Annotated in this window: 18 protein-coding genes and 3 pseudogenes; 16 read left to right on the top strand and 5 right to left on the bottom strand. The window is 66.3% G+C overall.

From position 1 onward, the window contains the following. Positions 1-423 precede the first annotated feature (423 nt). The 8 genes from BLV72_RS02175 (at position 424) to BLV72_RS02140 (ending at position 13316) form a co-directional block, all read left to right on the top strand. Positions 424-3174 carry an AAA family ATPase gene (locus tag BLV72_RS02175; RefSeq protein WP_342030643.1) on the top strand — a complete coding sequence of 917 codons (2751 nt, stop codon included), beginning with the start codon at positions 424-426 and terminating at the stop codon, positions 3172-3174. A 157-nt stretch (positions 3175-3331) separates the two neighbouring features. Further along, the gene (locus tag BLV72_RS02170) at positions 3332-4474 is read left to right on the top strand and encodes a glycine amidinotransferase (RefSeq protein ID WP_093460043.1); all 1143 of its coding nucleotides are present in this window, start codon (positions 3332-3334) and stop codon (positions 4472-4474) included. Positions 4475-4485: 11 nt separating this feature from the next. After that, a complete protein-coding gene (locus BLV72_RS02165; RefSeq protein ID WP_093459866.1) occupies positions 4486-5691 on the top strand; it encodes a DegT/DnrJ/EryC1/StrS family aminotransferase in 1206 nt (401 codons plus the stop codon). Beyond that, positions 5688-6932 (top strand): glycosyltransferase family protein, encoded by a 1245-nt coding sequence (locus tag BLV72_RS02160; protein ID WP_107417333.1) that lies wholly within the window; start codon positions 5688-5690, stop codon positions 6930-6932. The genes BLV72_RS02165 and BLV72_RS02160 overlap by 4 nt, the downstream gene beginning before the upstream one ends. A 15-nt stretch (positions 6933-6947) precedes the next feature. Next, positions 6948-7886 carry an NAD-dependent epimerase/dehydratase family protein gene (locus BLV72_RS02155; RefSeq protein ID WP_093459862.1) on the top strand — a complete coding sequence of 313 codons (939 nt, stop codon included), beginning with the start codon at positions 6948-6950 and terminating at the stop codon, positions 7884-7886. Between the two features lie 39 nt (positions 7887-7925). Further along, positions 7926-9803: a hypothetical protein gene (locus BLV72_RS47715; protein ID WP_167746251.1), complete on the top strand. Its 1878-nt coding sequence runs from the start codon at positions 7926-7928 to the stop codon at positions 9801-9803. A 10-nt stretch (positions 9804-9813) separates the two neighbouring features. After that, on the top strand, positions 9814-11520 hold the full coding sequence (locus tag BLV72_RS02145) for an ABC transporter transmembrane domain-containing protein (protein ID WP_093459859.1): 1707 nt from the start codon (positions 9814-9816) through the stop codon (positions 11518-11520). Positions 11521-11591: 71 nt separating this feature from the next. Beyond that, complete coding sequence (locus BLV72_RS02140) at positions 11592-13316, top strand: ABC transporter ATP-binding protein (RefSeq protein ID WP_244320568.1); 1725 nt, start codon at positions 11592-11594, stop codon at positions 13314-13316. Between the two features lie 97 nt (positions 13317-13413). Here the strand turns inward: BLV72_RS02140 and ilvD are convergent, their stop codons facing one another. Together ilvD and BLV72_RS02130 are read right to left on the bottom strand one after the other, a co-directional pair. Then, the gene (gene ilvD / locus BLV72_RS02135; protein WP_093459857.1) at positions 13414-15069 is read right to left on the bottom strand and encodes a dihydroxy-acid dehydratase; all 1656 of its coding nucleotides are present in this window, start codon (positions 15067-15069) and stop codon (positions 13414-13416) included. A 52-nt stretch (positions 15070-15121) separates the two neighbouring features. After that, positions 15122-16516 (bottom strand): MFS transporter, encoded by a 1395-nt coding sequence (locus BLV72_RS02130; protein ID WP_167746250.1) that lies wholly within the window; start codon positions 16514-16516, stop codon positions 15122-15124. A gap of 383 nt (positions 16517-16899) precedes the next feature. Here BLV72_RS02130 and BLV72_RS02125 point away from each other — a divergent pair, with 383 nt between their 5' ends. Further along, positions 16900-17595, top strand: a complete 696-nt coding sequence (locus tag BLV72_RS02125; protein WP_093459853.1) for a GntR family transcriptional regulator — start codon at positions 16900-16902, stop codon at positions 17593-17595. Between the two features lie 115 nt (positions 17596-17710). Here the strand turns inward: BLV72_RS02125 and BLV72_RS02120 are convergent, their stop codons facing one another. Both BLV72_RS02120 and BLV72_RS49395 read right to left on the bottom strand, forming a co-directional pair. Beyond that, on the bottom strand, positions 17711-18100 hold the full coding sequence (locus tag BLV72_RS02120; protein WP_093460039.1) for a hypothetical protein: 390 nt from the start codon (positions 18098-18100) through the stop codon (positions 17711-17713). 59 nt (positions 18101-18159) lie between these two features. Continuing rightward, the gene (locus BLV72_RS49395; protein ID WP_244320567.1) at positions 18160-18315 is read right to left on the bottom strand and encodes an HNH endonuclease; all 156 of its coding nucleotides are present in this window, start codon (positions 18313-18315) and stop codon (positions 18160-18162) included. A 321-nt stretch (positions 18316-18636) separates the two neighbouring features. Here BLV72_RS49395 and BLV72_RS02110 point away from each other — a divergent pair. From BLV72_RS02110 to BLV72_RS02090, 7 genes and pseudogenes are all read left to right on the top strand, one after another. Beyond that, positions 18637-19433 (top strand): IS5 family transposase gene (locus BLV72_RS02110; RefSeq protein WP_244320595.1). Its coding sequence is split into 2 segments (ribosomal slippage): positions 18637-18972 and positions 18975-19433, totalling 795 coding nucleotides; the frame shifts between segments, so codons are not numbered across the junction. A 101-nt stretch (positions 19434-19534) separates the two neighbouring features. Then, the gene (locus BLV72_RS47710; protein WP_167746249.1) at positions 19535-19675 is read left to right on the top strand and encodes a hypothetical protein; all 141 of its coding nucleotides are present in this window, start codon (positions 19535-19537) and stop codon (positions 19673-19675) included. Between the two features lie 83 nt (positions 19676-19758). Beyond that, positions 19759-20154, top strand: a complete 396-nt coding sequence (locus BLV72_RS02105) for a DUF2267 domain-containing protein (RefSeq protein WP_093459850.1) — start codon at positions 19759-19761, stop codon at positions 20152-20154. Positions 20155-20412: 258 nt separating this feature from the next. After that, positions 20413-20594: pseudogene (locus BLV72_RS02100) on the top strand (IS1380 family transposase); the annotation flags it as partial. Between the two features lie 501 nt (positions 20595-21095). Beyond that, a pseudogene (locus BLV72_RS52460) lies at positions 21096-21832 on the top strand (alpha/beta fold hydrolase); the annotation flags it as partial. Positions 21833-21912: 80 nt separating this feature from the next. Next, complete coding sequence (locus BLV72_RS02095; protein ID WP_093459849.1) at positions 21913-22560, top strand: cysteine hydrolase family protein; 648 nt, start codon at positions 21913-21915, stop codon at positions 22558-22560. 142 nt (positions 22561-22702) lie between these two features. Beyond that, positions 22703-22978, top strand: a complete 276-nt coding sequence (locus tag BLV72_RS02090) for a DUF1622 domain-containing protein (protein WP_208905468.1) — start codon at positions 22703-22705, stop codon at positions 22976-22978. Positions 22979-23016: 38 nt separating this feature from the next. On the opposite strand, the pseudogene BLV72_RS02085 reads toward BLV72_RS02090, so the two are convergent. After that, positions 23017-23862: pseudogene (locus tag BLV72_RS02085) on the bottom strand (IS5 family transposase). Positions 23863-23893: the final 31 nt, after the last annotated feature.

Genomic DNA, 23893 nt, shown 5'->3' with positions numbered 1-23893 from the left:
ATAGGGTGACGGTCCCCGACCATCCGCCCGTCATATCGGCCTGCCACAACAGCCTGTCGAGCGTCAGCAACCCGCTTCAGACCGCCTGGAATGTGTGATTCATCAACCCATCTCGCCCGATCAGAGCGGGAGAGCAGTCCGCAGCGCACGGCATTCGTCACTCCATTGACTAGTGACACGTTCGTACGGCAGCCTTGCGTAGACGACGAAGACAGGCCACACAGGCCGATTCCAAGCGACACGCCGTGTGGTGACCGGAAGGGAAGGTCATCTGGCTTCTCTGCCCCCGCACTCCCCGCCGCAGCCGCCACCCCCGTCGGCTGCGGCGGGGCCAGTCGTCAGCGGATCCGCAGGGTTGACCGACCGGCGCCACCGGGACCGGACCCCTACGGCGTTGCGTGGTGCGAGAGAAGAGGTAGAACGGTGATCAGACGCCGCGCATCCTTCGCAGACACAGAACTCACCGGGCGACGACGTGAGTTGCACACCCTCCGCGTGCTCCTCGACGGGATGAGTGACAAACGAGGAGGGGCGCTGGTCGTGCGTGGGGAGGTGGGTATCGGCAAGACTGCCCTCCTTCAGGGAGTGCGGCCCTCACCGGACACGCTCGTCCTCGCCATATCCGGCGTGGAGCCCGAGAAGGAACTGGACTTCGCCGCCCTCCACCGGCTCTGCGCCCCCGTACTGCCCGGCATCAACCGGCTGCCCGCACCTCAGCGTCATGGCCTGGAGGCGACGTTCGGCACCGGAACGGAGGGGCACCCGGATCGTTTCCTGGTAGGACTCGCTGCCCTCGGTCTGTTGTCGGAAGCGGCCGCGGAACGCCCCCTGTTGTGCGTCATCGACGACGCACAGTGGTTGGATCAGGCAACAGCGCACACTCTCGCCTTTGTCGCGCGCAGAGTGCACAACGAGCCAATCGTCCTCGTGTTGGCGGTGCGCGAGCCGAACGACCGCCCCGAGCTCACCGGCCTCCCGGAACTCCGCCTTGAGGGACTGGCGGAAGAGGACGCGCGCAAGCTCCTCTCAGTACGGTTCCCTTCGCCCTTCGACGGCCCGGTCCGCGACTGCGTCGTCTCCGAGGCTCAGGGCAATCCCCTGGCTTTGCTGGAACTGTCACGCACCGCTGATGTCGCCGGCGGATTCACCTCTCCTGGGACGGGGGCGCTCCCGTCTCCCTTGGAAGCCGACCTGCGAAAGAAGCTCGCCGGACTTCCCCGGAACACGCGGTTGCTGTTGCTGCTCGCGGCGGCCGAACCCACGGGGGATCCTGTGCAGCTGTGGCGGGCGGCGGGGCACCTCGGCATCACCTCTGCGGCAGGAACGCCGGCGATCGACGCCGGGCTGGTCTCGCTCGGCCTGTGGGTGCGGTTCAGCCATCCACTCGTACGGTCCGCTATCTGGCGAGACGCCTCACCAGCCGATCGTCGTACGGCGCATGGCGCGCTGGCGGCGGTGATGGCCGGCGGTGCCGAGCTGGACCGCTGGGCATGGCACCATGCGCAAGCCCTCACCGGCCCGGACGAGGACGCCGCGAAGGCTCTCGAACACTCCGCCCGGTGCGCGCGGGCGCGTGGCGGGATCGCCGCCGCGGCGGCTTTCCTCGAGAAGGCCGTCGAGCTGACGACAGAGCCTCGCGGCCGTGTCGAACGAGCGCTCAACGCCGCGGAGGCCAAGCGGGACAGTGGAGCGCTCGATGCGGCGCTGCACCTCCTGTCGGTGGCTGAAGCAGCCCCTCGTGACGATGCGACGCACGCGCGCGCCGAAGCTCTGCGGGCACGGATTGCCTTCGACCTCAAACGTGACGCCACCTCGGTTGCCGAGCTCCAGAGAGCGGCAGCGCGGATGGCCCCTCTCGACTCGGCGCTGGCCAGGGAGATCTCCCTGGAAACGCTTGCGGCAGCGATGTCTGTGGGCCGGTTCGCCCATGGGCCACGCCTGAGTGAAGCGGCCCGAGCCGCTCGCTCCGCACCCTCCGCTCCGCGGCCCGCTCGACCGCTCGACCTCCTGCTCGACGGCCTGGCCAGCCACATCAGCGACGGGTTCGTGGCGGCCGCTCCATTGCTGCGGCGAGTTCTCGACGTCTGCCTGCGGGGCGAGAAGGCGGGCAGCCCCTCACCAGACGTGTCCTGGGTGGTGTGCGGCGTTGCCATGGATCTGTGGGATGACGTCGGGTGGCAGGAGCTGGCCGACCGGCACGTTCAGCACGCCCGCACGGCAGGAGCGGTGAGGGCGCTGCCCAGCGTATTGGGCTACCGGGCACTCGCACACATCCACGCCGGAGAGTTCGCGGCGGCCGCGGGTGTCATGGCCGAAGCCCACACGGTTGACACCGACGTCGGTACTCCCGGCCTGGCCGGCATGGACGCGACGTTGGCCGCATGGCGCGGCGACCAGGGCAGCACGGCCGAACTGGCCGCCGTTGCCCACCAGGGTGCCGTCAGTCGTGGCGAGGGACGAGTCCTCACCGCCCTCGAGTACGCCCGGGCGACCCTCTTCAACGGCCTGGGGCGCTACGACGCGGCCCTGGAGGCATGCCGCCCCGCATACGATCTCGATGAGGCGGGGTTCCATGCCTGGGGCCCCGTCGAGTACATAGAGGCAGCCGCCCGATCAGGGAATGCGGGCCTCGCCGTCCCCGCGCTGGAGAAGCTCGTCCAGCGTGCCCAGGCGAGCCCCACTGACTGGGCCTTGGGGATGGAGCTCCGATCGCGGGCCCTGCTCGGCAGCGGTGATGACGTCGGCGACCTGTACCAAGAGGCGGTCAGACGGCTCGATCTCAGCCGGGCAGCGGTGCACGCCGCTCGCGCTCGACTTCTCCACGGCGAGTGGCTGCGCCGACGGGGGTACCGGCTTGAGGCGCGTACACACCTGAGCGAAGCCCACACACGGCTTACAGCCATCGGCGCTGATGCCTTCGCCGCGCGTGCCGCACGGGAACTGAGGGCGACAGGCGAGCGTCCTGGCTCCCGCCGCGCTGGAGTGGTCACCAGGAAGCTCACAGCACAGGAACTCCAGATAGCACGCTTGGTTGCCTCCGGGGCCACGTCGAAGGAGGTGGGCATCCAGCTGTTTCTCAGCCCGAGAACCATCGACGCTCATCTGCGCAGTATCTTCAGGAAATTGAGCATCTCATCCCGCCGACAACTCCGGGACATGCCCCTCAGCCCTTGACCGGCTCGACGGGAAAGGTCCAGGTGCGGTGCGCGCCGTCGTGTCCATTGTTGTTAGGCGAGAATCACCGACGCCACGAAGTACGGACAGAGCCACGCTGGGCACTGACAGCACGGTGGAGAAAAGATCTCCGTCAGCGTTGACCGAGGAGAACGACATGCGGCTCAACAGCTTCGATGAATGGTCCCCCCTCAAAGAGGTGGTCGTGGGCTCCGGGGTGAACTACACGTCCCACGAGCGTGAACTGTCGTTTGACATGGTCTTCCATGACCATCTTACCGGGCTCGACTGGTACTATCCCCGACTCAATGCGCCGGGGAACGGTTGCGGCGCGGAAGAGCCGGTACGTTCGCCCATCAAGCAGCGGTACGTCGACGAACTCAATGAGGACATCGAGGGCATTGCCGAAACGCTGAAGACGTTGTCGGTGACCGTACACCGGCCGCTGGACGTGGACGAAGCCACCACGGAGATCCGCACACCGGCGTGGTCGGCAGCCGTGGTGCCGCCGCTGAATGTCCGTGACAACACCCTCATTCTGGGTGACGAGATCATCGAAACACCACCGATGATCCGCTCCCGGTACTTCGAGACGCAGTTCCTCACTCCCATATTCGCCGAGTACTTCCGGCAGGGCGCGCGGTGGACGGTGATGCCCCGCCCGCTCATGACGGATTCCTCCTTTGATCCGTCCTACGTCAACCGCGAAGTGCCAGACAATGTCGAGCCCATCACCGACCCGCAGTCCTCCCCTTACGACGTCGGGTACGAGATGATGTTCGACGGTGCACAGTGCCTGAGGTTGGGGCGTGATGTCATCGCCAACGTCGCGACGAGGAATCACGAGCTGGCGTGCGATTGGCTGGAGCGCCATCTGGAAGGGCGCTTCCGGATTCATCGAGTCCACCGTCTCACCGACAGTCACATCGACAGCTGGCTCATCGCCCTGCGTCCCGGGCTGCTCCTGATCCGGTCCATGGACGTCGTCGACATGCTTCCGGAAAAGCTCCGGTCCTGGGACATGATCGTGCCGCCTGAGCCGGACATGAAGAGCTTCCCGGAGTACGACAACGACGACCTGATCATCACCAGCCCGTTCATCGATCTCAACGTGCTGTCGATCGACCCGGAGACGGTGATGGTGAACGAAGCGGGCCCGGAGCTGATGCGTGTGCTGGAGGGCCACGGATTCACTGTGGTGCCGGTGCGTCACCGCCATCGCCGGCTCTTCGGCGGTGGTTTTCACTGCTTCACCCTGGACACCGTCCGTGAGGGTGGAGCTGAGGACTACCTGAGCTGAGGAGAGGAGGCATGAGCGCCGACAAGCCGGCGATACTGGGCGGCACGCCGATTCTGAGCAAGAAAGTTCCTGTGACCCGGCCGACCGTGGCCCCACGTGGCCCGGAGTTCTACCAGGCCATGGACCGCGTTTTGACCTCCGGCTTCCTGACGAAGGGGGCCGAGCTGGAAGGCTTCGAGCATGAGGTCGCCGCATTCATCGGCGTGAGAAACGCGGTTGCGGTCTCCAGCGGAACCATGGGGCTCACACTGACCCTCCGTTGCCTCGGTCTCCTCGGTCACGCGGTGATGCCCAGCTTCACCTTCATGGCAACCGGGCACGCGGCTCGGTGGAACGGGCTCGAGCCACGATTCGCCGACATCGACCCCCACACCTTCGCGATGGCGCCGCGGGCCACCGACTCGCTCACCACTTCGGAGACCGCGCTGGTTCTCGCGGTGCACCCGTTCGGTGCGCCGTGCGAGGTGGATGAACTCCAAACCCTGTGCACCAGCCGTGGAATACCCCTCATCCTCGACGCGGCAGCAGCGCTCGGTGGCTGTTACCCCGATGGCAGCAGGATCGGCACCAAAGGGCTGGCCGAAATCTTCAGCCTCAGCCCCACGAAGCCCCTCACCTGCGGTGAAGGGGGATTCATCGTCACGAACAACGATGACCTGGCCAAGGAACTACGGATAGCCCGCGAGTACGGCAACCCCGGAAACCAGAACAGCGTTGTCATCGGGCTCAACGGCCGGATGCCGGAACTGTCCGCGGCCCTCGGCAGGCACAACCTGCCCCGTCTCCCCGAGTGGCTCGCACGGCGCGCGGAAGTAGCGGCCCGCTACCAGGACAACCTCAAGGACACGGAAGGCATCACCTTCCAGCGGATGCCGCGCACGGCGAAGAGCACGTACAAGGACCTCTGCGTGATCATCGACCGTGAGCTCTTCGGCCTGAGTCGCGACATGCTCGCCGACGCCCTGCGTCAGGAGGGCATCTCCACACGGCGCTACTTCGATCCGCCCCTGCACCGACAGGCTGCCTACCGGCAGTGGGCAGTCGCACCTGGTGCCCTTCCCCACACCGAGTCGGTGGCAGACGGGATCCTGTCACTTCCTCTGCTGTCCGACATGTCGGCGGACCTGGTGGATCAGATCTGTTCGGTCATCCTCCGGATCCGGGAGCACAGCGCGGAGATCAGCTGTCGGTCGGCGCGTGGTGGTGCCGGCGGATGAAACTCATGGTGATCTTCGTCATCAACGCGCGTTTCCTCGGTAGCGCCCAGGACATCCCGTACGGCGCGGCCGGCTACACGAGGACCATTGCGGCAGGACTGCGGGCCCTGGGCCACCACGTGGGCCTCATCGGCTACCGGCGGGAGCCGGCCCATCCACGAGAGTCAGCGTCCCTGCGCTGGGGGCAGCGCCTGGGATGTCCCTACGCCGAGGTCGCCTTTCACACGGAGACCCCCGCACACACCCTGCAGACCACGTTCGCCGAGGCGGTGACCCGCCTCGGCGAAGGCCGCCCGCCACCCACCCCGTTGGTCCTGTACCACCAGTCGTCCTACACACTGCCCTTCACCCCCGACGGGGTGCTCTGCGCAGTCACTCATCACGCGCCGTTCGTCGAGGACGTGGCGCGAACCATGGGAGTTGACGACTGTGTCACCGCGTTCGGCGGCGGTCGTGCCAAAGTGGACGCTTTGCTCGGTTCTCAGGAACGCGGCATGGACTGGCTGCGGGACCATCCGCACGTTCGGGTCCTGGAGTTCTCGACACTCCAGATAAACTGCCTGAGCCGACAGGGCGTCAGCGTCGGCCAATGCTCGGTACTGCCGCCGCCCCTCTTGTCTCACGCTGCTTCGCCCGAACCGGACGCACCACGCCCGCTCGCGTCCTGGATGGAGAGCGCGACGGGGCGCACTCTCCTCATCAGCACAGCCGCGCGTGCCGATGGGTTTAAGAACCTCGACGCGGTGATCGATGCCTACCGCGTCATCGAGGGCCGGGGTGATCGAGCGGCCCTCTATCTGGCCTGCGGCAGCAAGCAGGGCGCTCGTGAAGTCGAAGAGCTCCGGGAACACGTACCGCCGCACTTGCGCCGGCATTGCGTCATCGGCCCGCGTCTGCCGCACGGCAGCATGCTGAGCACGTTCCGGAGCCTGGCCGGTCGGGGTGTTTTCCTCTTCACGTCTCGGTACGAGACGCTCGGCTTCACGCCCTTGGAAGCGATGGGCCAGGGCTTGGTGGTGGCTGTTCCTGCGCCTCCTACTCCGATTGGCATGCGCGACTACGTACCGGCAGAGTTTTTGTATTCCCCGCTGGCCGGCGGTGAGGGGATTGCCGATGTAGTGAAGTGTCATGTCGCTTCCCCTCCGGCATCCACCATGGCGAGCGAAGCCGTTCGGGAACTCACGGTGCGCAACAGCGTGACCCATATAGAGGAGTACTTGACACCGATGGAACGGACATGAGGGCGGGAACTTCCCATGAAAATACTTGTCGTCGGCGGAGCAGGATACGTGGGCGGAGCGGTCACCGATATCCTGTCGCGAACTCAGCATGAAGCCCTGGTCTATGACTCCTTGGTGTTCGAGGAGACATACCTCAAAGATACTCCATTCGTCCTGGGGGACATCCGGGACCGTCAGCTGCTGTGCAAACACCTCAGGTCGGCGGACGCCGTGATCTGGCTTGCCGCGATGGTGGGCGACGGTGCCTGCGCCTTGCATCCCGATACGACCAAGGAACTCAACGAAGAGAGCGTCAGGTGGCTCGCCGAGACGTTCGACGGACGCATCGTCTTTCCTTCGACATGCTCCGTGTACGGGGCGCAGACAGCGCTGTGCGACGAGGATTCGCCTGTAAACCCGCTGTCCCTCTACGCCCGGTCGAAACTCGCGGCGGAGAACTCTCTACGCCACGGCAACGCCGTCATCTTCAGACTTGGCACGCTCTTCGGTCTCGGTGACACCTATGCGCGGCTTCGATCGGACCTGGTGGTCAACACGTTGGCCATACGCGCGGTGACCGAGGGCAGGCTGCGCGTCTTCGGCGGAGGCCAGTTCCGTCCGCTGCTCCATGTGAGAGACGCCGCCCAGGCGATCGTCGACAGTCTGGACAGCGACCGGACCGGTATCTTTAATCTGCACAAGGAGAACGCTTCCGTGCATGACATCGCGCGCCAAGTGCAGATGTGCGTCCCCGAGGTTGAGATCGAAACAGAAGACGTGATGTTCCAGGACTCCAGAACCTATCGGGTCAGCAGCACGAAAGCACGCAGGGATTTGGGGTTCAATCCCCTCCTGAGTATGTCCGACGGAATCATGGAAGTGAAGCGGCTCATCGCCGGGCGGCGCGTCAAGGACCCGAATAATTGCAGATACCGCAATGAGGAATATCTGCGAGTTGTGCATTCGAACGTCTGAGGAGAGTGGATGACTCCCATCAGGTTGAGTGGTGCGGTCATGGTGCATCCACGTCGGATGGAAGCCGCGCTGGGGCTCGTCCGGTCCGCTCGCCGAGGCTTCCTGGACATCGTGCTCGACCCCGAGCCGGAAGCCCCGGTGTCCTTGCGCACCGCCATGCGGGCCTGGGCCTCGGTACCCCGCTGGGCAACCCACCATCTGGTCCTGGAGGACGACGCCCAGCTGTCGTCGGGCTTTGCCGAACAAGCCGAGCGGGCAGCCACTGCCGCCCCTGACGACGCGATCGCCTTCTACAGCAACTGGAACGCCCGCAATGGCGGTGCCGTACGCCTCGGCGCGCTGGCAGGTGCGAGGTGGGTGACTAGCGCCGCCGAATACACACCGACCGTCGCCTTGATGCTGCCCGCCGACATCGCCGAGGGCTTCGCACCCTACGCCCGGCGGCACGGCGATGAGTGGCCCGACGACGTCGTCATGGCGCGCTACCTCAGCCACGCCGGGGTGCGCACCCTCATTGCCGTTCCCAATCTCGTTCAGCACGGCGACCTGCCCAGTCTGTCGGGCAATGACTTCCACGGTCTGCGTCTTGCGGCATGTCTGGCCCCGGACCCGGGTGATCGGCCCTGGTGCCTCGCCGACCTGGTCGATCCCGCGGTGGTGCCGTACTTCGAGTTCGGAGTCGCGCAATGCCAGATCACTTATCCCGGACAAGACCGTCGTCTCACCGTGGGCAGCCGTCGCTTCGCGCCCTACCTGGGCATCGATACCGTGAGGTGTTCAGCCGAGCTGGTCCAAGCGCTCACATCGGATCCCGGCCTGGCCCATTCGATCAGCAGCGCACTGCCGTCCAGGACCGTCGAGGAGCTGTGGAACGCCGCCTACGTCCTCGGATTCCTCGGGCAGCGCCATGGCGGAGGGGATGATGTCGAGAAGCAGATCGCCACATGGAGAAGCGATCCGCTTGTCGACTCCGCGCTCCACACTCTCGGGCCGGGGGGTCTATGCACATCGTTCGCCGGGCAGGACCTCTTTCGGCTCTCCGGGCTGCTGGGTGAGCTCACCTGGCGCGGAGTCTGCGCGGGCGCCCGCATGAAAGCCGATGCCCAACGGGGACAGCGCACAACCGGTCGGAAGCAGCCGTCCCTCACCGTGTCCATCGCCTCAACGAACCCCAGCCTCGTCCACTGCCTGGTGAACGACCTGACCGACCGCGGCCACCAGGCGCGTGGTGTCTTCCTGGACGACGAGGAAGTCGGCGAGACCATCAGTTCGTTGGGTGGCACCGACGTCCTCGTCTACGCCCTCTGTACCGACGCATCGGATCCGCCCTTGCCGCACGCACAGCGGTGCGAAGACGTGCTCAGCCACGCTCGTTCCGCCGGCATCGGTCACGTCGTCCTGATGGACCTCTCGGAGGGGAACGCCGACTGGCCAACCAGCGGAGAACTGGTCCCCGATTCCCCCGCGGTCACACGGGTGCGTCTGGGCACCCCCTACGGTCCGGAGCTCACCGGCCCCTCACCCATCAACTCTCTTATTCACCAAGCCCTTCGACGTCAGACCCTGATCCTCCGATCCGAGGCGCGGTTCCATTTGGTGCACGTATGGGACATCGCCGAACTGCTCGACCAGCTCCTGCGGTCCGGGTCGCCGACCTCCGCCCGCTGCGATCTCAGGCACAGCCGGCCGGTCAGCCTCCGGGATCTGGCCTCCGTCATCGGAGAGGTCGTACATCCGGTGGACACCGTGTTCACCTGTGAGGCACCAGGCGACCACCGCGCCGATCGCGACGCCGAGGCATCCGACGCGACCGGGCCACCGCAGTATGGTCTCGCTTGGGCACCGGCGCTGGATCTGCCCGAAGGTGTCCGCACGGTGGCCCAGTGGCTCGCCTACGAGGCAGAGGACCGACAGTGATGATGACGTCATGAGACCGGCTCGAGGGCCGATCGGCCTTCCGGACCGTCCGACGCCGACACGCCTGCTGCTCGCACTCGCACGCCTCGACGGTCGCGCGGTCCTGCTGGGCACGCTGACCGCCGTCCTGGCCCTGTCCGCGCAAGCCCTTCTGCCCTTGACCATCGGATTGACCGTGGACAGCGTCCTGGCCAGGGACACGGTCGCCCTCCACCTGCATGTCAGCATGGTTCTCGGCTGCGGTCTCGTACAAGCGGTCGCAAACGTGCTGAGCGATCGCTGGGCGGTCGCCGCCTCGCTCGCGGCGGTGTACGGGACCATCGGTCTCCTGAACCGCCAGACGTGCCGACTCGGTCGCCAGTTGGTCCATCGGACCTCCATCAGTGGGGTGGTCAGCCTGGCGGTGGGCGATGTTCCCCATCTCGGGGCAGCCATGTCGGTCATCGGCCGCGGTACGGCAGGTGTCGTGGCCTCCGCGACAGCCGCGGCGGTCCTGTGGTCCCTCTCCTGGTACATCGGGTTCGTGGTCCTGATCGGGACCGCCACGGCCGCCTCCCTCCTCGTCGCCCTGATCCGCCCCCTGCACCGCAGGCAGCAAAGCCTCCGCGCGTACCAGGGCGAACTCACCGCACATGCCGTCGACACTCTGGCGGGTCTGCGTATTCTGCGAGGCATCGGGGGTGAGGAGGGCTTCGCCCGGCGATACCGCGCCTCCTCCCAGCGCGTACGGCGTGCCGGCGTCCACGTCAGCCGTGTGGAGGCGTGGTTCGCGGCCTTCGAGGTGCTGCTGCCCGGCCTGCTGCTGGTGGGAGCAGGATGGCTGGGAGCCCACCAGGTCGCCACCGGGCGGATGAGCGTCGGTGAACTCGTCGCCGCCTTCGGCTACATAGCGTTCCTGGCCATCCCGCTGCGTGCTGTGGTCGATGCCGCGGACAAGGTGACCAAGGGGCATGTGGCGGCCCGCCGCCTGGGCGCGTTCCTGTCGCTGAACACGTCCACCCGGCCAGGGCTGCCGTTGCCCGGAGCTTCAGGGCGCGGCGAAGTCCTGGAGGAACCGGCCAGCGGGCTGTGCATCAGGCCGGGGCGGTGGACCGCGGTGGTGTGTGCCGATGCCGGGGACGCCATCACCCTCGCCGAACGGCTGGGCGGCTTCGTCCCCTCCGAAGTGTGCTACGGCGGTGTGCCCCTTCGGGAGTCGCGGCCACGAGAGATACGCCGCCTGATCCTGGTCGTTGACGACGACTCGTACTTGTTCGCGGGGCCGCTCCGGAGGGAACTCGATCCGGCGGACCGTGCCGAGCACGATGAGCGGCTTCTGCTCGGCGCCATCGCGACAGCCGACGCACGTGGCATCGTCGACGGGCTCCCGCAGGGGCTGGACACCGAGATCGTCACCCCCGCCTACGAGTTCTCCGGCGGGCAACTGCAGCGCCTGAGGCTGGCTCGGGCGCTGATGGCCGATCCGGCCGTACTGGTTCTGAGGGAGCCGACCAGCGCGGTCGACGCCCACACCGAGGCCCGGATCGCCGATCGGCTCAGGACCTCCCGTCCCCAGCGGTCGACCGTGGTGTTCTGCACGAGTCCGCTGATGCTGGACCGAGCCGATCACGTCGCCTTCGTGGTCGACGGACACGTCGTGGCCGAGGGAACCCACGATCAACTGCTGGCTGACCGGCGTTACCGGAACCTCGTGGCGCGGGGTGGGGGCAGTCCGTGAATCTCTTGCCCGTCGCCTCCACCTCGGACGTGCGGAAGCGTGTCCGGGACATGGCACGGAAGCACGCACGGATGCTGACCGTCGCGCTCACTCTGCACACCGCGGCGATCGCGTCCGGCCTCGTCGTCCCCCGTCTGCTGGGCCGCCTGGTCGCAGGGCTTGAACAGGGGAACGGTCGGCAGCCGAACGTGCTGCTGCTGATCCCGGTCTTCATCGTTGTGCAGGCCCTGTTGACCGGCCTGGCGATGGCCGTGTCGGCACGACTGGGTGAGCGCGTGCTCGCCGAGCTACGAGAGGACTTCCTCGTCGCGGCTCTCAGGCTGCCCCTGACCACCGTCGAACAGGCCGATCGCGGCGACCTGATCACCCGGAGCACCCGGGATGTCGACACGCTGACGCAGGCCGTGCGGCAAGCCGGCCCCGATGTGCTCAGCGCCGGAACCACGCTTTTGATCACGCTGTGCGCGGTGCTCCTCCTGGAGCCCCTCCTGATTTTTCCCTACCTGATCCTGCTCCCCGTCCTCGCGGTGATGACGCGGCGGTACCTCAGGCGGGCACGGGGAGCGTACCTGCATGCCAACGCGGCGTATGCGCGCCTCACCTCTTGCGTCAGCGCCACCGCGGAGGGCGCGGCCACGGTCGAGGCCCTCCGGATCGACGACCGCCGAACGGCGATCCTCGAGGACAGCACGAAGGTGTCCTTCCGGGCCGAGCACGACACGCTACGGCTACGCAACCTGTTCTTTCCGGTTTCCGACTCCGGGTATCTTCTCCCTCTCGTCCTGACGATCACCATCGGTGGCTTGAGTTACGTGCACGGGCTGATGTCGCTGTCGACCGTCACCGCCGCGACGCTGTACGCCGCGCAACTCCAGACCCCGGTGAGCCGCCTGCTGTACTGGCTCGACGAACTGCAGGTGGGCGGCGCGTCACTGGCCCGCCTGGCAGGCGTCATCCAAGCCGGTGGACGGCGACGTCCCACCGCCACCGTGCCGGATCGCGATCGGCCGAAGAGCGGTGACATGTGCGTCCGTGGCGTGTCGTTCTCCTATCGTCCCGGGCATGCTGTGCTGCACGATGTCGACCTGGACATCAGGGAGAAGGAGCGGCTGGTCATCGTCGGTCCTTCCGGTGCCGGAAAGTCAACACTGGGTCGACTGCTTGCCGGCGTCGCCGATCCAAACCTCGGCTCGGTGACCGTCGGCGGGGTGCCCCTGCCCTCCCTCTCACCCCGCGAGCTGCGGAGACAGGTCGTCCTGGTCACCCAGGAACACCACGTCTTCCACCGTACGGTCCGGGACAACCTCACCCTGGCCAAGCCCGAGGCCGACGACGTCGACCTGTGGGGCGCATTGAAGAGCGCCGGAGCCTCGGAGTGGGTCGCGGATCTCGGCATCGACACCCCCCTGACCGACGCCAGTTCCGTCTCCGCCAGCAGAGCTCAGCAGCTCGCGATCGCGAGGATGCTGCTGGCCGATCCGCGCATCGTCATCCTGGATGAGGCCACGTCGCTCCTGGACGCGACTGCGCAGCAGGAGGTGGAGGGGGTACTGGCCGCCGCCCTGCGCGGGCGGACCGTGATCGCGATCGCTCACCGATTGCAGACCGCTCACACCGCTGACCGGATCGTGGTCCTGGAGAAGGGGCGCATCAGCGAACTGGGCACTCATGGTGAGCTCCTGGCCCGCAACGGTGGGTACGCCTCACTGTGGCGTACCTGGCACGGTTGCTCGCCACCGGGTGACGTCCCACGCCGCGGAGACCTGGCGGGTCCCCGTCCATGGGATGAACGGTGAGTTCGACGGGGGTTCAGCGCCGTGGCGAAACGTTGGCGGGCCTGCGCCGGGATGTTGGCGCAGGCCCACCGGGCGGTTGGCCGGTCGGGGGTTGGGGTCAGCGAGGCATCACCGCTCCCTGGTTGGCGGGGGCGACGTGCTGGGCGTAGAAGGCGAGGTAGCCGCGGGTGACGTTCGGGGCGGGGGCGATACGGCTGGTGCGACGGCGGGCGAGTTCGGCCTCGTCGACGGCGAGGTCGAGTCGGCGGGCGTCGAGGTTGATGGAGATGGTGTCGCCGTCCTGTACCAGGCCGATGGGACCGCCGCTGGCGGCTTCGGGGCCGACGTAGCCGATGGCGGGGCCGTGGGAGGCGCCGGAGAAGCGGCCGTCGGTGATCAGGGCGACGGTCTCCGACAGGCCCATGCCGACGACGGCGGAGGTGGCGCCGAGCATCTCGCGCATGCCGGGGCCGCCCTTAGGCCCTTCGTTGCGGATGATGATCGCCGTGCCGGGTTCGATCTCGCTGGCCAAGGTGGCGGTGATCGCGTCTTCCTCGTTCTCGAAGACGCGGGCGATGCCCTCGAATTCCCACATCGCCGGTGTGACGCCGGATGCCTTCACGACCGCGCCCTCGGGGGCGAGGCTGCCGCTGAGGATGTAGATCGCGCCTTCGGGAGCCTTCGGCTCGGCACGGGTGGCGAGCAGCTCGGGGTTGGTGTTCTCGGCCGCGGCGGCGATCTCGCCGGTGGTCTTGCCCGAGACAGTGATGGTGTCGCCGTGGATGAGGTCGCCGAGTTCCTTGAGGACGGCCGGCACACCGCCGGCCTCGCCCAGCTCGGTCACGCCCCAGGGACCAGAGGGTGCGAGCTTGGCCAGGGTGGGGGTTTCCCGGCCGATCTTGTCGATGAAGCTGAAGTCGAGTTCGACACCGGCTTCCTTGGCCATCGCGATGAAGTGCAGAACGAGGTTGGTCGAGCCGGAGACCGACAGCGCGACGCGCAGCGCGTTCTCGAACGCGGCCGGGGTGAGGATGTCGCTGGGCCGGACGTTCTCCCGGAACAGGTCCACGATGCGCATACCGGTGTACTTGGCCGCGCGGATCTGCTTGTTGGTCCCGCCGGTGAGCGTGCCGGTACCCGGTAGCGACAGCCCGAGCGCCTCGGTGTAGATGCCCGCCGTGTTGCCGCTGGTGAGGGTGTCGCCGGCGCCGGGGCCAGGGAACAGCTCGTCCTCCCAGTTCTTGAGCGTCTCCTCGTCGATGGCGCCGCGGACCGCCTCGCCGACACCGTCGTAGACGGTCTCGAGGAACAGGTGCTTGCCGCGGTACTCGCCATACTTGGTGGGGCCGCAGTAGAGCAGGATGGTCGGCAGATTGAGCCGGGCCGCCGCCATGACCATGCCCGGAGTGGGCTTGTCGCCACCGGTGAGCAGGACAAGGGCGTCGACGCCGTGGCCTTCGGCCATCAGCTCGACGGAGTCGGCGACGATGTCCCGGCTGGGCAGCACGTAGCGCATGCTGCGCGCGGCGAACGCTTCACTGTCGGTGACGTGGAAGGTGTTGAACTCGATCGGCGTGCCGCCGTTCATCCGCACACCCGCCTTGACCGCGTCGGCCAGAGTACGCAGGTGCGCGTTCTCGGGTGAGAAGTCCTGGTAGGTGTTAGCGATCATGATGAGCGGGCGGTCCAGCTCCTCATCGGTGAAGCCGGCTCCCTTGATCCAGGCACGCTGGAGCGAGCGCTGGATGCCCTGGAACTGGTCCTTGCTGCGCATATCTGTCCTTTCGGTGATGGGGGACGGTGAACAGTGGTGGACACCAGGTGGTTCAGACCTCGCTCCGCGAGGCCCGCGACACCGACGTGGCGGGTTCGCCGGACGGGGCCCTGTGTGTCTCGCGGTGCAACGCGAGTGTTCCGCCGGCGGCGAAGAGCAAGAACACGCCGATGAGGATGTAGCCGGCCGAATAGGTGCCGGTGGCGTCCTTGAGGACGCCGGTCAGGGAGGGTGCGATGATCCCGGACAGGTTGCCGACGGAGTTGATGACGGCAACGCCGACCGCGGCCGCGGTGCCAACGAGATAGCGGGACGGGAGCTGCCAGAACACCGGGATGCTGGAGTAGATGGCGGCGGCGGTGACCGATACCAGCACCATGCCGATGAAGAAGATCGAGAAGAACGGGGACGCCGCGATGGCTGCCGCGCCGATGAGGGTGGGAATCACGATGTGCCACGTGCGTTCCTGCGCGCGATCAGAGCGGCGGCCCCAGAAGATCATGCAGCAGACACCCACCGCGCTGGGAATGGCGCTGATCAAACCGATCTGCATCAGCGACAGATGGGTACCGAACTGATCGCTGAAGGACTGCACCATCTGCGGCAAAAAGAACCCGAGCGCGTACTCACCGAACTCCAGGCCGAGGTAGATCAGGGCCATGTAGAGGACCGCCGGCCGCAGGAGCGTCCGCAGGATCGAATGCTGATGACGGTAGGTGGCGGAGACTTCGCCGGTCTCGGATTCGAGCTCGGCCACCAGCCAGGCCCGCTCGGGCTCGGTGAGGAACGTGGCCTGAGCGGGCTTGTCGACCAGCCAGAACAGGCACGCGATCCCGCCGAGCACGGAAGGAACGGCCTCGATGACGAACATCGCCTGCCAACCACGCAGGCCCGCCACCCCGTGCAACACGGTCATCAGCCAGGTCGACAGCGGCGAGCCGATGAGACCGGCGAGCGGCACCGCCATGAAGAAGGTCGCGGTCGCCTGGGCCCGCTTCTCCCGGGGGAACCACTGGGTCAGATACAAAATCATCGCCGGGAAGAAGCCCGCCTCGGCGACCCCCATGAGGAAGCGCAGAACGTAGAAGCTGAGGGGCCCCCGCACCAATGACATGCAGCCAGCGATGATCCCCCAAGTGATCATGATCCGCGCGATCCACAGCCGGGGCCCGAACGTGGTCAGAGCTATATTGCTGGGCACCTCGAAGATGAAGTAGGCGACGAAGAAGACCCCTGCCCCGATCCCGTAGGCGCTGTCGGAAATGCCGACGTCGGTGTTCATCTCCAGCGAGGCGAAGCTGATGTTGACGCGGTCGAGGTAGCAGACGAGGTAGGCAAAGAGCAGGAACGGCAGGATCCGCCACATCGTCTTGCGCATCGCGGCGCGCCCGACACGTTCCCCCGCCGCGCCTGGTGGTGCTGGATTCATAGACGTCAACTCCTTCATGGCCCGCCTCATTGCGGACGTCTGAATCGGCCCCCTTCCGTCACGCACGCACACACGGTGGCGTGGCGGAGTGCGGGGAACAGTCGCGTATCGACGCAAGAGAAATCCGTGCGGCGCCCGGGCCCCCGCACGGCCGTTGTTCGTCCTGGACGTCGGGATGAGCGGAAGACGCCATTCCCACACTGGACGAAGGGACCTTTTGAGCCATGCCTCCATCCACCGCTGCGAAAGCTACCCACAGAACGTCAGATCGTCAAACGATCTGACTGCTTGTATTCTCGGGAGACAGCCCCGCACGCGCCGCCGGGGGATGAGCCGCTTCAGCCGCCCTCAGGCGCGGCAAGCGGTGGCATGTCGATGGAGGACGAGGAGGTCCGTGCAGGATGGCTGGTGCGAAGAGGGGCCGTGCGACGCTTGCGACGCACCCCGTGGCGGTGCCGTCGCGGCCGGACATGATCGCCGCACGCCTGCGGCAGGCACTGGCCGATGGCGAGATCACCGAAGGGGAGCAACTCGTCGAGCCGGATCTTGTCGCCTCGTTCGGCGCCTCACGGCCCACGGTGCGCGAGGCGCTGCAGCGGCTGGTGCAGGAGGGACTGGTCACGGCCATCCCGCACCGCGGTGTCTTCGTCACGACGTTCTCGCCGGAGGATCTCGCCGACATCTACGACGCGCGACGCGCGATCGAGACCTCGGCCGCGTTGCGGCTGGCCGAGACCCAGGATCCGGCGGTGCTGGCAAGCCTTCGCGAGCACCACCGCGCCATGACTACCGCGGTCACGGCGGACGACCCGGCTGAACTGACAGCGGCGGACATGCGGTTCCACGAGACGCTGGTGGCCTGCCTGCGCAATCAGCGCCTCGAGCGCACCAGCAGGACACTATTGGTCGAGACGCGGATGTGTCTGACCCGGCTTGAGGGGCACTACTCGATGCCGCAGGAGGCCGTCGACGAGCACGCCGACATCGTCGGCGCGATCCAGTCGGCCGACGTCACGGCGGTGATCAAGGCCGTGGGCGACCACATGACCAACGCCGCGGAACTGCTGGACCGTCTCCATGCCCAGCGCACTGCCTAGATGATCAATTCCAAGGGATGCCTGCGGAGGGTGTGGGGTGGGCGGCGGCCGAAGCCACCGCGAGACGGTCAGGCGGCGGGCTGCCGGCCCTGGTCGTCGAGGTGGCAGCGGGCGGTCAGGCGCCACGGTCGACTTCGGGGTGCGTGAACCGCACGGGCTTGCCCAGCGACCGGGCGTAGGCGATTTCGGCTCGGGTGCTGTCTCCGATGTAGTCGCCGACTACGAGCACCTCATCAACGAGCCGGATCTTCGCCCGGTGCAGATCACCGAGTCGAACCTTCAGCGCCTCGGCCTCGACAGGATCAGACCACAGTTCGTTCGGCGACTTCATGTCAAAGCCCGGCTTGACGACAATCCTTCCGGCTTTGGTCTCCCGTAGATCGGCGTCGTTCATCTCGGTCATGAAGCGGGTGGAGCCGCAGATCACGACGATGCGCGGGAGGCTCAACAGCTTCTTCGCGTCGGCGAGCTTCTCCTCGGGGGTGAGCAGTTGCGGGTATGACAGTCGGGTAGCCGGGGCGCATTGCTGCGCCCCGGCCTCCTCAGAACCGTGCGTGCGACTCGTCACCGCACACGGCTCAAGCGGGCCTCTGGCCGCTCGGACTTGGTGTTCTTCTTCCGGTCCCCTGCGTGGAGTTGTTGATGACATAGCGTGTGTACCACCTCCAGGTTGCTGAGGCGGTGTGAGCCGCCCAGACTGCGGTAAGTGAGGTGATGCACGTGGATTCCTCGGTATCGAGCCGTGAACCACCTCGCCCAATCGTTGACGTCATCGGGGTCGTACCCCGCGCCTTCGATCAGGTCCTGTCCACATCTGGCACACAGTCCCTTCTGGCGGGCCGCCAAAGAGAGAATCCGTTTGGATTCGATCTCAGGGAACCGCTTCCGGGATCGACTTCTCCAGTAGCTTTCCAGCTACGGATCATCTCGGGAAGCGCCTCCCTTGACGATGACGTGCCGGACAATTCTGGTCCAGGCGAACTTTGGCAGATTCTTAGACGTCATCTCATTTGGGCTCGCCGGTAGCCTGGTTGTGTGTTGATGGTTGAACGTCTGGTGCCGGACGGGTTGTGGGAGTTGTTTCAGCGGGTGGTTCCGGAGGTGCCGCCCCGTCCGCAGGGCGGTGGCCGACGCCGGTACGGAGATCGTGAGGTGCTGGCCGCGATCATCTTCGTGGCGACCACTGGCTGCACGTGGGCGCAGGTCCCGCCCGTGTTCGGCCCGTCCGGTGCCACCGCTCACCGCCGTTTCATGGAATGGTCCCAGGCGCGGGTGTGGGCGAAGCTGCACCGCCTGGTCCTGGATGAGCTCGGGTCGCGCGGTGAGCTGGACTGGTCGCGGTGCGCGATCGACTCGGTGAACATGAGGGCCCTCAAAGGGGGGACCTGACGGGTCCGAATCCCGTGGATCGGGGCAAGAAAGGCTCGAAGATCCACTTGATCACCGAGCGGACCGGATTGCCCATCTCCATCGGGATCTCGGGCGCCAACCTTCACGACAGCCAGGCGCTCGAACCGCTCGTGCGCAGCATCCCGCCCATCCGGTCCCGCCGCGGGCCTCGCCGCCGAAGGCCGGCCAAGCTCCACGGCGACAAGGGTTACGACTACGACCACCTGCGCCGATGGCTACGGCAGCGCGGTATCCGACACCGCATCGCCCGCAAACGCATCGAGTCCTCCAAGCGGCTGGGACGGCACCGCTGGACCATCGAACGCACGATGTCCTGGCTCGCCGGATGCCGACGACTCCACCGCCGCTACGAACGGAAAGCTGTCCACTTCCTGGCCTTCACCAGCATCGCCTGCACCCTCATCTGCTACCGCAGACTTACCAAATGAGATGACTTCTAAGTGAGGAGATCGATGATGCTCGCGCGAACCGACCCCTTCCGTGGGCTGGACCGGTTCACACCAGCAGGTGCCAGGCACCACGGCACCGCATGAGGCAGCCAAGCCATGATCGCGTCGACGCGTCGCGTGGGGACGGCGTGCTGCGGCCGTGTATCCCGGACGCCGATCAGGCCAAGCCCCGCAAGATCGCCGCCAGCGGCGGCGCCCCGTACACGTACATCAGCGGCTGATGACCGCGGCAGGAGACGGGCACGGCGGCTTCCGTCCGCCCGCATCGCCTCTGCGCGGCCACCCATTCGGAAAGGAAGACGTCATGCGCATCCACTGGGACGCGTTCATCGCCGCGATCCAGGAACGCGGCGAATATCCCACACCGCAGGAGGCAGAGCGAGCCTCCCGCGTCGTCTTGGCACTGCTGGGCGCTCATCTGGTGGGTGAGGTACGCGCCGAATTGGCCGACCGGCTGCCCGAATCGCTGGCGCTGATCCTCCTCAGTCCCCTCCAGGCGCACGAACCACTGTCACCCGAGCGGTTCATCCGGGCGACCGCAGCCTGGATCGAAGGCGCCACCGAGAAAACCGCAACCTGGGACGTCAGCGCGGTACTCAGCGTCGTGGCCGATGTCGCGGGTGATGACCTGATCAACCGTACCCTGCTCCAACTCCCGCCGGGCTACGACCTGCTCTTCGGACGCCCACAGTCAAGCTGACCACCCACCGCGGGCCTCTGCCGGCACCACAGCAGAGACAATGACGGGGATGGACGCGAACACCGCTCCGCGCCACGGCCGACAGGGCCCCGGGCCGAGCCCTGGGCCGCGAGCACGTGGACTACCAAGCCAGGGCCGGGGCATCGGGCAGGCGATGCAGCCGGCGTAGTATAAGCGGCAGCTCACACCCGGGCCCGTGTGTGCGAGGTACGCCAGAGGCCGGATCGCACAGCGACCGCCCGCCGGGAACTGACCGAGCTCGCCCCGACCGGCAAAGCCCGGCTCTGGGAACCCCGCCGCCTGCGGCTGCGACTGTTCTCCACCGCCGCCCAGCTCGTCACCGCCAGCCGCCGCTACCTCCGACTTGCCCGGCATCGGCCCTGGACCGACGTGATCACCCTGCCCTGGACCGACTCCAAGCCCTCCCCAACCCCGGCTGACCAGCGCCTTCCCATCCCTGCGAGCAGCACCACCCCGACCGGAACCGTGGAACCCGGCGCACACCCGACGCGACAGCCGCGCACACCTGCCCAGACCCCGAAATCCCCACCGACCCCCACCGCAAAGGGGCCCATCAGCAAGCCGACGGCCCCTCATGAACAATCGAGGTTAGCCCAGGAGGGCGCCCCCGCGCTTCGAGGACCGAAATCAGCCCGGCAGGCGGAAGGATCATCCCCGCATACCGTTCACACCTCGGGGATGGCAGGGATGGCGACCGAGGCGCAGCAATTCACTGATGCGGAACGTCCCGTGGCATCGTGAATTGGAGCGCCGAACGGCCCGGGACAGCGCGTCCTCAGGCCACACACCTCGAGGGTGAGTACGGCACTCGAGTTGAAGGGTCCGTATTCCGTCGAGCCGCATCGCTTAGTGTCGGAACAATCCGCACCTCTCCGGAAAAGACCTCGCACCGGCCGGAGAAAGGACATCCGAGGCACCGAATACTTGCCGCACGGGCCCCCGGACGGAACCGCTCATGGGAAACCTTTAGTACCACGGAACGGACAACACGCGAAGCTACTTACAATGACTGGGGCACCGATCGGCCGGTCGTGTTCAGCCAACGGTGGCCGCTTTACTCTGCCGAGTGGGACGACCAGTTGCACCTCCTCGCGAGGAACGGCTACCGCGCGAGGAGGGGTGGCAGGCGATCGGGCCAGTCGCGGGACGGCAACGAACTCGACACATACGCCGACGACCTCGCGCAGCTGATCGAGAAACTGAACCTGCGAGACGCGATTCTCGTGAGCCACCCCACCACCGGCGGCGAGGTGACCCGCTACATCGGCAGGCACGGTACGTCCAGGGTGTCCAAGGTGCTGCTGCTGAGCGCGATCCCCCCGGCTCATACAGATCGCCGAACAACCCCGAAGGCACGCCCATCGAGGTGTTCGACGAGATCCGCAACGGGCTCCCCACCGACCGTTCGCAGTTCTACGACCTGAGCGCGAGCTTCTACAGGGCCTACCGGAAGGCTCGTAGGTCTCGCAGGGCGTCCGGGACATGTTCCGGATGTGGGCAGGTGGGCCTGAAGGCGGCCTACGACCCCGACAAGGCATTCTCCGAGACCGACCTGACGGAGGACCTGGGGCGCATCGACGTCCCGACGCTGATCGTGCACAGTGACGATGACCAGATCGTTCCGATTCTCGCGGCCGGCAAGAAATCCGTCGAACTCGGATTTGCGCGACTGCACACGTTCAAAGTCCGAATCAGTACCGGCACACCAATGGTGTGTTATCGCGTAAGGAGCGCCAGATGGAAATCAAGAAGATCGACACGGCGGTTGTGTTCACCGACCCGCAGAACGACGTGTTGAGCGAGGACGGAACGAGCTGGGACGCGGTGGGAGCGAGCGTCACAGAGAACAGGACCGTCGAGAATATGGAGCGAATCTTCGAGGCAGCGAAGGCGGGCGGATACGAGGTCTTCATTTCGCCCCATTACTTCTACCCGGTCGACTATGGATGGCGAATGAACGGGCCGCTCGAGACAAACGAGCTCGAGACCCGCACGTTCGCACGGACGGGACCGCTCGATCTGACCGGATTCCGAAACTCTGGTGCAGACTGGCTGGACCGCTTCAGGCCCTATATCGAAGACGGCAAAACGGTGGTCGCCAGCCCGCACAAGGTATTCGGACCGGAAACCAACGACTTGGTACTGCAACTGCGCAAACGGGGAATAGGAAGGATAATTCTTGGCGGGATGCTGGCGAACATGTGCGTCGAGTCCCATATGCGTCACCTCATCGAGGAGGGATTTGAGGTCACCGTGGCCAGGGATGCAACAGCTGGACCCCGACACCCGGTCTGGGGCGACGGCTATCAGGCGGCGATCATCAACTACAGTTTCTGGGCCAATGCGTTGCTGTCGACTGACGAAGTAATCGATCGAATGCACTGAGGAGTACGCAGCCGACATATACCACGAACAAAGGTTCGGGTGGGAGTGAGAGGGGGAAGCTGTAGAGCCCCAAGACACCGTGGACCTGGTTGGTCAAGCCGTTGACACCACCGGCGTAGCCATCGTAGTCGTGGGAACGCTCTTGGCGACCGTTGTCGCGGTAATCCGGCTCGCTCGCCGACAGGCGGGTCTGTATCGCGGCTATCGCCGTCGCGTCGGGCGGTCGATCCTGCCGGAGCTGGAGTTCCCCCGTGGGCGACGATATCGTCCGTACAGTCGCCGTCACAAAACGACGTTTGTGAGCGTCGGAGTACTGGCCGTGATCGTGGGCATCCGCACCTTCCTCAGCTTTTCTCTCGAGCTCGAGATCACCGGGCGACGGCCATGGCAGAAGCCAGTGGCCGATGGCGAAGACTGAGCGTTTTCAGAGGACGTCCCGATTATTTGAGGGATAGTTCATGGGTTATGCCAAGTTATGGGTGTTTCGCCGGTTGCTCGTTTCGCGAGGTTCGAGATCATCGCGAGTCGGTTCATGCTCTCCGAGTGGGCGGGTTTGGCCTCGTAGTCGCGGGCGAGTCGGCGGTGCATCATGATCCAACCGAAACTTCGTTCCACGACCCACCGCCTCGGGACCACCGAGAACCCCTTGACCTGGGTGTTCCTCGGGACGACGTCGACGTCGATGCCGAGAGTGGCGCCGTGTTCGATGGCCTGGGCCTTGTAGCCGGTGTCAACTCAAGCCTTGGTGATCGTGGGGTGGTCGGCGGCGATCTGGGTGAGGAGTTGTTTGCCGGCCTCATTGTCGGAGATGCTGGCGGCGGCCACCATGACCAGGAGTAAGAGGCCGAGGGTGTCGACGACGATGCTGCGTTTGCGGCCCACGATCTTCTTGCCGGCATCGGTTCCCTGGGTGTCGGTGGGGACGCTGGGGGCGGTCTTGACGCTTTGGGCGTCGATGACGCAGGCGGTGGGCTCGGCGGTGCGTCCTTCCTGCTCGCGGACCATCCGGTGCAGGTGGACGCCGAGTTTCTCGACGGTGCCGTCGGCGATCCAGTCGCTGAAGTAGCTGAACACGGTGGTGTGTGGCGGGAAGTCGTGCGGAAGGTAGCGCCAGGGGATGCCGGTCCGGTTGAGGAAGAGGATCGCGTCCATCACTTCGCGCAGGTCAGTGACCTTGCCGCCGAGGTTGAGCGAGGTCTTCTGCCGCTCGGTCCGCTAGGCCGTCAAGGTCGGCTCCATCAGCGCCCAGCGGGCGTCGGACAGGTCCCTCGAGTACGGCTGGCGCTGCCGCGAAGGGGTCATGGGGATACTCATGCACGGGGCTCTTGGTCGG

Origin of the sequence: Streptomyces melanosporofaciens (assembly GCF_900105695.1) — a bacterium.
Classification (GTDB): domain Bacteria; phylum Actinomycetota; class Actinomycetes; order Streptomycetales; family Streptomycetaceae; genus Streptomyces; species Streptomyces antimycoticus.
The sequence above is the reverse complement of the archived record's forward strand: the minus strand, read 5'-3'. Positions and strand labels throughout refer to the sequence as shown.